5 protein-coding genes and 1 tRNA gene are annotated in these 9804 nt (G+C 44.3%); 5 read left to right on the top strand and 1 reads right to left on the bottom strand.

The window, feature by feature from the left end; translation table 11 throughout:
* Positions 1 to 21: 21 nt before the first annotated feature.
* Positions 22 to 97: transfer RNA gene (locus tag RDO37_RS02530), tRNA-Phe, on the top strand.
* 293 nt (positions 98 to 390) lie between these two features.
* Here the strand turns inward: RDO37_RS02530 and RDO37_RS02525 are convergent.
* Complete coding sequence (locus RDO37_RS02525) at positions 391 to 993, bottom strand: HAD family phosphatase (RefSeq protein ID WP_308497998.1); 603 nt, start codon at positions 991 to 993, stop codon at positions 391 to 393.
* A 521-nt stretch (positions 994 to 1514) separates the two neighbouring features.
* Here RDO37_RS02525 and RDO37_RS02520 point away from each other — a divergent pair.
* From RDO37_RS02520 to RDO37_RS02505, 4 genes are all read left to right on the top strand, one after another.
* Complete coding sequence (locus RDO37_RS02520; RefSeq protein ID WP_308497997.1) at positions 1515 to 2948, top strand: FAD-dependent oxidoreductase; 1434 nt, start codon at positions 1515 to 1517, stop codon at positions 2946 to 2948.
* Between the two features lie 447 nt (positions 2949 to 3395).
* Positions 3396 to 4007 carry an RdgB/HAM1 family non-canonical purine NTP pyrophosphatase gene (rdgB, locus tag RDO37_RS02515; RefSeq protein ID WP_308497996.1) on the top strand — a complete coding sequence of 204 codons (612 nt, stop codon included), beginning with the start codon at positions 3396 to 3398 and terminating at the stop codon, positions 4005 to 4007.
* A gap of 136 nt (positions 4008 to 4143) precedes the next feature.
* Positions 4144 to 5544 carry a radical SAM family heme chaperone HemW gene (gene hemW, locus RDO37_RS02510; RefSeq protein ID WP_308497995.1) on the top strand — a complete coding sequence of 467 codons (1401 nt, stop codon included), beginning with the start codon at positions 4144 to 4146 and terminating at the stop codon, positions 5542 to 5544.
* A gap of 356 nt (positions 5545 to 5900) precedes the next feature.
* A complete protein-coding gene (locus RDO37_RS02505; protein WP_308497994.1) occupies positions 5901 to 9773 on the top strand; it encodes a VacB/RNase II family 3'-5' exoribonuclease in 3873 nt (1290 codons plus the stop codon).
* The last annotated feature ends 31 nt before the right edge of the window (positions 9774 to 9804 follow it).

Below are 9804 nucleotides of genomic sequence, written 5' to 3'. Positions count from 1 at the left end.
TTTGGTTTAATAAGCGCCGTTGCCCAGATAGCTCAGTCGGTAGAGCAAAGGATTGAAAATCCTTGTGTCCCTGGTTCGATTCCAGGTCTGGGCACCATCAATTAGGCAGCTTTAAGCTGCTTTTTTTGTATCTACTCACTAGATACAACATGCCGCCACGCCCAAGCCTTAAATCCTCTCATCAATTCGATCACTTCTTGCTTATAGCTTTAGCCATGCTACGCAACAGCATAGGTCTTACAGGCGCATCTACATTGCTAAAAGATACTAAGAGGGCGGTTAACTTATGCAAGTGGCCATAGGACATTGAGTATGTCTATTTAGCTCATATGCAATGCCCTGCATTAGTTGCTTGGCAGAGCATGCGTAGAAGAGTGCTAGGAAATTTCTTTAGCCTTTAACGAGCTCTACAAACTCGTCATTGTTCACGATAAGACAATCCATATGAGCTGCAGCTGCGGCTTTAATGCCCGGAATACCATCTTCAATTACCAGGCACTGTTCTGGAGTAAGGCCCATAAACTCCATGCACTTAAGATAGGTCTGTGGATCCGGCTTGTGCTTTTGAACGTCATCGGAGCTGACGATAAGATCAACAACATTGGTCATATTGTGTAGACGCACGCTATCTTGTGCATTGATACGCTGAGTGCCGGTACCAATGCATACTTTAGCGCCACGTGCTTTAGCATCTAAGGCGATTTGATAGACCTTTGGAAAGAGCGGTACATTTTCGAGGTTCTGACGGTAGAGTTCAATCTTGCGACGGACAAATGCATCGACATCACCAACGTCGTTACCTGCTTTTTTTATATCTAAAACGATGTTGCGTGAGGAAAAACCACCACGTTCGTAGATAAAGTCTGCGCTGATCTCATAGCCATGTTCTCGGCAGACCTGTTGCCATGCGCTAATGTGATAAGGCATAGAATCAATTAAGGTTCCATCTAAGTCGAAGATGAATCCAGAGTACTTAGAAAAATCTACAAACATCCTTGCTCCTTGAGCACATCGAACAAACCTAGCCTAAGCAAGACAGTCTCAGGCTACTTCATAATAGCTATTTAATTATGAGTGCTGTAAACCGCTGTGACTCTATAAACCAAAGCTTAGGCTCCAAACCTTAAAATCCTAGCACAGTTAGATATTATCAAACGCGATTTGGATCCCCATTTAGAGCCACGTCGGTCTTACATCTGTGCCCCATTGCTATTTCAATTTGGCTCTCCATGGGTATCCACATTTGGGGCCCATTGCTCTTCTCATTTAGATCTAAAAAGTGGATATAGCCTTTATCTTATTTAGATGTGGTAATTGCCGCAGTTTATGCGGGTGGATGCGCGGCTTTTATCTTCACATGTGCAATGTAATTGGGGCAATTAGCTATAGTTTTGCGCTGTGCACTGTCTTTATCGCGATGAAATATGGCAAAATCTAAGCAATATTAGGGTCAATAACTAAGATGGAGCAGGGCATGGTAAGGCAGTATATGCTTATCCATGAGCTGAGTGATTATGAGCGAGATTGTTCTTGAGTGCGATACCGTTATCATCGGAGCGGGAACAGCAGGAATTGAAGCTTATAAAGCCGCAACAGAGGCGGGAGCTAACTGTATCTTAGTGGAGTCAGGTCCATTAGGAACATCATCACGTCGTACCGGCGATACCCCTGTGTCTTTCTTAATGGAAGCGGGTAAGAAGTGTCATGCGTTAATGGAGCTCGACACTTACGGTATATCTCCTAAATCTAAGGTCGATATTTCCTTAAATACTGACCATGTGCTCAATAACTTAAGAGCCGCACGCTCTAAAGAGACAGGCGATGTGCTGTCTTTTATCTACCGTATTCCAGAGACTAACCGACTCATTGGCAAGGCTCGTTTTGTCGATGAGCATACCATTATGGTCAATGAGAACTTCCAAGTGAGGTTCAAAAGTGCGGTCATTTCTACAGGTAGTGCTCCAGTAATTCCTTTTGAGTTATCGCGTTATGGTGCCGATAGCGGCGTGTACACCACTAACGACTTTTTTGATATGGACCATCTGCCAAATTCCATTGCGGTCTTTGGCTCTAATCGCGAAGGTTTGCAGATAGGTCAGGCTTTGTCTTATTTAGGTGTTAAGACTGTAGTCTTTGGCTCTAATCGTATTTGGGACTTAACTGATGAGTCAGTAATGCACACTACCATCGATGAGTTTAATGATCGCTTTGATCTCGTGCTAAATACTTACACTACCGCCATTGAAAAGACCTCACGTGGTTTTAGTATTTACTATCTTGACCACACGAACTATGAGAATCATCTGTCAGTTGAAACCATCCTCAGTGCGAGCATTCGTTGCCCAAAGCTTGAGGGCTTAAATATTCGCTCTTTAGGCATCAAGGTAGATCGTTTTGGCTGTATTGATATTAAGCAAAATACCTTGCAAACTTCAGTAGATCACATCTTTGCTGCAGGCGAGGTTACTGATCTTAATATGACGGTCGACTTTGCTCGTTATCAAGGTAAGCTTGCTGGTTTTAATGCTGCTAATTATCCAAATATGAGCACTGCTAAAAAGCCAATCAAGGTTAACATCATGAACACCGATCCTGAGGTGGCGATGGTGGGTATGAGCTATGAGGAAGTTGTTGCTCGCGCTAAGACCGGTCGTCATTTTATAGCTGGTGAAGTACGTGCCTCTGAGGGTATGTATCGTATTACTAAAAATGATGGTGGCATGATGCGCATTTACTGCGATGAGGAGACTAAGCAAATCCTTGGTGCCGAAATGTGTCTGCACAATGCAGGTCATATTGCCCATGAGCTTGCTATTGCCATGGCAGGTAATCTTACTATTGATGAGATCTCAAGATTGCCTCTGTTCAAGCCATCTTATGAAGAAATCATTCGCAGCGCCTGCCAGTCTGTATCACGTAACTTTATACGCAAAAATGCAGGCAGCTAAATACAGACGGAGCTACAAGTAAAGCCTTACCCGCACTTGCATAATAGCGCTGCAAGCTAAAGCCTATGTCTTAATTAACCTAAGCGCCAAGTGGATATGAGTCAATGTGCCAAGTGGATATGAGTCAATGAGCCGAGCAGGCATGAAGCCATACAGCATAAGGTCATGCAGCAGGCAGCAGATGACAAGTACAGACAAGATGGGGGTAGTCATTTGGCTATAGCTTTAGGCTATGGGGGTAGCAATGCCTTGGGGGCGATAGCATTGAGCACATCAACGCGATTTTATGCGTGCTAAAGTACGTACAAAGCTGATAAGTACAGTACAATATGAGATTCACTGACATAGAACTTGCCCACGAAAAACTACTTAGGTAACGATGTTACTTAGCTTTCGGTGCATTGGTATTGCTGTCTAATGTTTTAACTAAAAATGCAGAGCTCAGCTATGGTTACAGATATTGTTCTTTCCTCAAACAACATGGGAAAGGCCCGTGAATTTGGTGAAATGTTAAGCCCTATGGGTATCGTGCTCCATCTTCAAAAGGAGTTCAAAATTCCAGATGCTGATGAAACTGGTAAAAGCTTCATTGAAAACGCGCTGATTAAGGCTCGTCATGCTTCTGCTATTGCCAAGATGCCAGCCTTAGCCGATGACTCTGGTTTATGCGTAGATGCATTAGGCGGTGCTCCAGGTATTAACTCTGCTCGTTTTTGTGGTGAGCATGGTAACGACAAAGCCAATAACGATAAGTTACTTGAACTTATGAAGGATGTGCCAGTAGAGCAGCGTACTGCTCGCTTCTATGCGGCTTTAGCCTTTGTGATGAATGCTGATGATCCTGTACCAATTGTGGTAGGCGCAGCGTGGGAAGGTTCGATTGGCTTAAAGCCTATGGGTCAAAACGGCTTTGGTTACGATCCTCTCTTTGTGGTGACTGGTCGTAACGGTTGCACTGCAGCACAAATACCACCTCAAATTAAGCATGCCATCTCTCACCGTGCTCGTGCTGTAGCTTTATTGCTCGCTGAGATGCGTCGCAATCACTACATCAAGTAATTACTTTGTTACATAAGGCTTTAGCTAAGGTGAGCGCTCACTTTGCTAAGGTCTTAGTATCATGCATAGGCAAGCTTAAGCGCTTGCCTTTTGTATTTAGTGGCACTCCTTAATTATCTTGGCTTGAGAACTTCATATGTTTGCAACAGCAAATGAACTTTTAAACGAGCAGGGCACTACGCTTTTTAATCACTTAAAGGCTGCAGTGGAGCGCTCAAACAAAATTGCTTTGCCATTAGCAATGGACTATAAGCAAAGACAGGAGTTCTTGTTCTCAAGACATGATGTTTCTTTATATGTGCACTATCCATTTTGTGTACATAAGTGCCCATACTGTGACTTTGCCTCCATCACCTCTTGCAATGATGATGAGCGCGACCGTAAATACACCGACATGCTCATTAAGGAGTTTAAGAGCAAGGTGCATCTTCTAGGCGGACGTAAGCTTATCTCGCTGTATATCGGCGGCGGTACTCCAAGCTTGTGTGAGCCTAAAGACTTTGCTCGTTTACTTGAAGAGGTAGGGCCTTATTTACAAGATGGAGCGGAGATTTCTTTAGAGGCAAATCCAGGCACCATTGATCTTAAGCGTCTTTGTGATCTTAAAGCTGCTGGCTTTAATCGCATTAGCATTGGTGTACAAAGCTTTGATGAGGCTATGCTCAAGCGCCTTGGTCGTATTCATAACAAACAAGAGGCCATTGATGCGTGCAAGAATGCCATTAAGGCAGGTTTTGAAAACTACAATCTTGATTTAATGCATGGCTTGCCTAGGCAAGATGCAGCTCAATCTTTAGATGATCTTAAGATTGCTCTAGAGCTTGAGAGCACTCATTTATCTTGGTATGAGCTCACCATTGAAGAAGATACCGCCTTTGGTAAGAAGCCTCCAATCTTGCCTGATGAGGACGTGCTCTATGCAATTGAGCAAGAGGGCTTTGAGCTTTTAGATAAGGCTGGCTTTGAGCATTATGAGGTGTCAGGCTACAATCTTGGCGGCAAGTGGCGCTGCCTGCATAATCAAAACTATTGGCTCTATGGTGATTATTTAGGTATTGGTGCTGCAGCGCATCAAAAGATTACCGTGCTTAAAGATGAGTATGCTCAAGGTAAGTCACAAAGTGTATTTAGTTCAGTAAGTGAGCTTAGCAAAATAGTAACTGCACTTAACTGCAAGAATCTTAATTCCATTAATCCATACGAGATTAGACGATCTGCTAACTCAGAAAATTATCTTGAGTACTTTGATGCATGCGTCAAAGCAGATATGGGGCCTAATTTAGGCACTAACGAATACACGGTTGTATCTGATGAGGAAGTTCCTTTTGAGTTTATGCTCAATCGCTTAAGAATGTGCATTGAGCCTGTTAGTGCAGATGAGTATTTACTGCATACTGGGCAGTCTTTAACTACGCTTAGACCACAGCTTGAATCTATGGCTAAAAAGGGACTGATTAAGCTTGAATCTGACTTAAGTTTTGCCTTAACTGATGAAGGCAAGATCATGGTCAATGAAGCTATTGCAGAATTTCTATAAAAGTTTTTGCCTAAAGTAGCGCAAAAGCGGTGTGCGAGCGTGTTTTGGTGCTATGCTAAGAACTATCTCATTAGTGCTTGAGTGCGCTTGCATAACCAAGCACAGCCACTGTACTTTCTTGTGCTAAAAAGCCTTAGGTAGCAAGTTTATATTCTTAGTGTTTATCAGCGCATTAGTGCTTAACTTGACTTTATTCTAGTGAGCTTTTTGTTGCATATTTAGGTATCTACGATTGATCATGTGGTATGTTAGCTTAATAGGCTCTACTACACCAAGATACTTATTGGTGTGATGGTTTGAAGCAAAAACACGGTTTGACGACTGCATTTTCTGCTTTGCGAATTGAGGATAATCTTATGGCAAAAAACTACGGTAAAAGCGAGCTGCAAACTGCAGCAGCTGCAATTGCTCATGAAGTGAAGCGCCCGCAGGCAGTTCAAGTGTTTTCTGAGCTTTTAAACTTTGATCGTGCACCAAAGGGCGATATCAAGACTGATTTCAAAACTGCGCTTTACGTGTGCGCTGCGACCAAACATGGCCGTATTGAAGACTTTGTCTCTAACGGCAACCTCATCATGCTTGGTTTCTCGCTCTCTTCTGTAGGCTTTGAAGGCCCAACTCAGGATTTCACCGTTCAAGACTACATCGATACCTTACAAGAGCTCATTGATGAGGGTGCCCTTGAGTATGTAGGTGAGGGTGCAGGCTTTGTCTCAGCAGGCTTTAAGCGAGTAGCTGAGGGCATGGTTAGCTGCGCTCCTTCACAACAGCCATCCAACCTCACCACTAGCGAATTACGTTTCACCGATGAGGGCGGCGTTTACCCACTCTTTAGTAAGTTTGTGGTGATTCCAGGCGATAAAGTACGTGTTGTAATCAACACTTTCTTAAACACAGCCTACGTACAATCTATTGTTACCATGCGTAAGATGCTCATTGGCGAAGCATCTGAAAACAATATGATCTACTTTAGAGAGCGTGGTATCGCTAACGCCTATCATATTGATACAACTAAAGATGGCGTGCCATTTAGTATTGGTGACTTAGTAATTACTGAGATCGTGGCACGTAAGAGCCCAAATGTCTTAATAATTCGTCCACGCGAAGTCGTGCATGGAACTGGCTCTTTACATACTTTCATCTGCAAGGCTGTGCTTGACCACAATATTCCAAGCACTTGGCCAGATACCGTTAAGCACTCTATTAAGAATATTCCTGAGGTAGTGCAAAAGAACGATATCAAAGGTCGTGTTGATTTAAGAGATTTACCTTTAGTCACCATTGATAGTGAAGATGCTCGTGACTTTGATGATGCTGTGTACTGTAAGAAAGAGGGCGATAAGTTCCGCCTATACGTAGCTATTGCTGACGTGTCTTACTATGTACGTACCGGATCTGCTATCGATGCCGAGGCGTTAGAGCGTACTACTTCTGTCTATTTCCCATTCTATGTAATTCCAATGCTGCCTAAGGAGCTTTCCAATGGCATCTGTTCTTTAAATCCAAACGTTGACCGTCTGTGTATGGTGTGCGAAATGGTGGTTGATAAGGACGGTAAGATTGGTGATTACGAGTTCTATCCAGCGGTAATGAACTCTCATGCTCGACTGACTTATACCGAGGCTCATGCCATGATCACCGAAGATCGTGCCATTGATCCAGAGCACGAGAAGTGTATTCCATGGATTAAAGATCTTTATGAGCTGTATCAGGCCTTTGATAGGGCTCGTGATAAGCGCGGTGTATTCGAGTTTGAAAGCACTGAGGTGCATTTCCTGTTCAACGAGCGTTGGAAGGTTAAGGGCATAGAGCCTGATTATCGCAATGAAGCTCATAAGCTCATCGAAGAGTGCATGATCGCTGCTAATATCTGCGCAGCTAGCTTCGTTGGTAAGTATAAGTATGAGACCTTATACCGTATCCACGAGAAACCAACTCCAGAGAAGCTCGATAAGCTTAGAACTATTCTTTCTCGCTATGGTATTGATCTTCGTCATCAGTATGAGCCAACTCCATTAGACTTTAGAGATGTCTCTAATCAAGTGATGAAGTTATCTGATGGTATTCATCAGGTGATCTCGCTGCAGCTTCTGCGTGCTATGTCTAAGGCCAAGTACTCACCAGAAAACGTGGGTCACTTTGGTTTGGCATTAGAGAACTACGCTCACTTTACCTCTCCAATTCGTCGCTATCCTGATCTGCAGATCCACCGTGTAATTAAGTACATCTTAGAAAAGCAGCAGAAGCGCGAGTGGGGCAAGATTGGTTCACAACGTTACACTCACGATGCCTTAGTTAACTTAGGTATGCGTTGTTCAGAGCGCGAGATTGCATCTTCTGATGCTGAGTATGATGTAGATAACTCACTTAAGTGCGAGTACGTAAAGAACTTCATTGGTGAAGTTGTCGACGGTACCATATCTACAGTGATGAGCAATGGTGCATTTGTTACCTTAAATGACTTCTTCATTGACGGTATGCTCTCTTCTCGCAGCTTAATGAGAATCGATGCAAATACTCAGACCATCTTCGTTGATCAGAAATCTAAGTATTCTGTCGGTGATCAGATTAAGGTTCGCGTTGCTGAGGTTAACTCACTGTATCGCTTCATCACCTTAGTACCTGTTACTCAGATGCGTAAGAGTGATGCTCGTTTTGATCTTAAGGAGCAACAAGAACGTCTTAAGGCAACCGCCTCTAAGAAGCTTGAGATCAACAATGACTCTAAGGATGAACTCTTTGGTCGCCTTGGTGATATCTCTCGTGGTGTTCAAGCTAAAGAGGGTGATGGTGTAGTTCGTGAACACATCACTTATTCACTGGCAAATAACTTAGACTTAAGCAAGTCTGTAGAGGCGATCTTAGGTGAGGACACTCATCTTTTAGATGCAGCAGCAGAAGCAGCTGAAATTGCTGGTGAAGAGGAAAAGAAGGCACGTGCTGCTAAGGCAAAAGCTGCTCCTAAGGCAACAGCTAAAGCTAAGAGCAAAACTACTAAGAGTGAAGATGACTCCACCGCTGTTATCAAGGTAAAGCGCAAGAGCAAGAGCGCTCAATCTACTGAGGTGATTGAACTCGAGTCCAAGAGTGCATCTAAGGCCAAAAAGAAAGCTAAGGATGATATCGATGAGCTCTTAGTCGATACTGCCTCTCGTATTGATGCGGATATTGCTCCATCTCCAAAGACTGCAAAGTCTACCAAGAAGAGCACTAAGTCTACTGAGACCAAAGAAAGTGCCAAGACCACTAAGTCTACTGCTAGCAAGTCACGCTCTAATGCTAAGGCTAAAGAGGCTATCCCAGAGGCCGTCTTAGAACACGAGATCGAGGGTGAAACCAAGGTCACTGTTAAGGTTAAGACTCGCCCAAGTGCCAAGAAAGTCGACAAGGCTCTCCAGGAAATGGTTGATGCCGTCAAGCCTGAAAAGAAGCAGACAGTCTCAAAGTCCTCAGCTGCTAAAGCAACAGCTAAGGTAGAAGCAGCCAAGAGCAAGGCCACCGCCTCAAAGGCCAAGGCCACCACTGCAACTAAGGCAACTACAACCAAGGCCACAGCAGCAAAGACCACCGCCACAAAGGCAAAAGTTACTACTGCAACCAAGGCAACTGCAGCTAAGAGCACCGCCTCAAAGGCAAAGGCTACTACTGCAAGCAAGGCTACTGCAGCTAAGAGCACCGCTACTAAGGCAAAGGCTACTACTGCAACCAAGGCCACAGCAGCAAAGACCACCGCTACTAAGGCAAAGGCTACTACTGCAACCAAGGCCACTGCAGCTAAGAGCACCGCCACTAAGGCAAAGGCTACTACTGCAAATAAGGCAACTGCATCAAAGACCACCGCTACTAAGGCAAAGGCTACTACTGCAAATAAGGCAACTGCAGCTAAGAGCACCGCTACTAAGGCAAAGGCTACTACTGCAACTAAGGCAACTGCAGCAAAGACCACTGCCACTAAGGCAAAGGCTACTACTGCAACTAAGGCCAGTGCAGCAAAGACCACTGCCACCAAGGCAAAGGCTACTGCAAGCAAGGACACTGCAGCAAAGACCACTGCCACTAAGGCAAAGGCTACTGCAAGCAAGGCCACTGCAGCAAAGACCACTGCCACTAAGGCAAAGGCTACTGCAAGCAAGGCCACTGCAAGCAAAGCCACTGCAAGCAAGGCCACTGCAGCAAAGGCTAAGACCACAGCCGCTAAGACAAAGACTACTGCAAAAACCAAGAAGTAGTCTTGTAATAGAGCTTGAGCGGGCGATGGAT

The sequence above is a fragment of the uncultured Anaerobiospirillum sp. genome, from assembly GCF_902485895.1.
GTDB lineage: Bacteria > Pseudomonadota > Gammaproteobacteria > Enterobacterales > Succinivibrionaceae > Anaerobiospirillum > Anaerobiospirillum succiniciproducens.
This window is presented reverse-complemented; position numbering and strand designations above follow the sequence as displayed.

What these genes read in the sequence shown, in the direction of transcription:
- RDO37_RS02520 (WP_308497997.1), top strand. Translation starts at nt 1,515, where the DNA reads ATGAGCGAGATTGTTCTTGAGTGCGATACCGTTATCATCGGAGCGGGA.
- hemW (WP_308497995.1), top strand. Translation starts at nt 4,144, where the DNA reads ATGTTTGCAACAGCAAATGAACTTTTAAACGAGCAGGGCACTACGCTT.
- RDO37_RS02505 (WP_308497994.1), top strand. Translation starts at nt 5,901, where the DNA reads ATGGCAAAAAACTACGGTAAAAGCGAGCTGCAAACTGCAGCAGCTGCA.
- RDO37_RS02525 (WP_308497998.1), bottom strand. Translation starts at nt 993, where the DNA reads ATGTTTGTAGATTTTTCTAAGTACTCTGGATTCATCTTCGACTTAGAT.
- rdgB (WP_308497996.1), top strand. Translation starts at nt 3,396, where the DNA reads ATGGTTACAGATATTGTTCTTTCCTCAAACAACATGGGAAAGGCCCGT.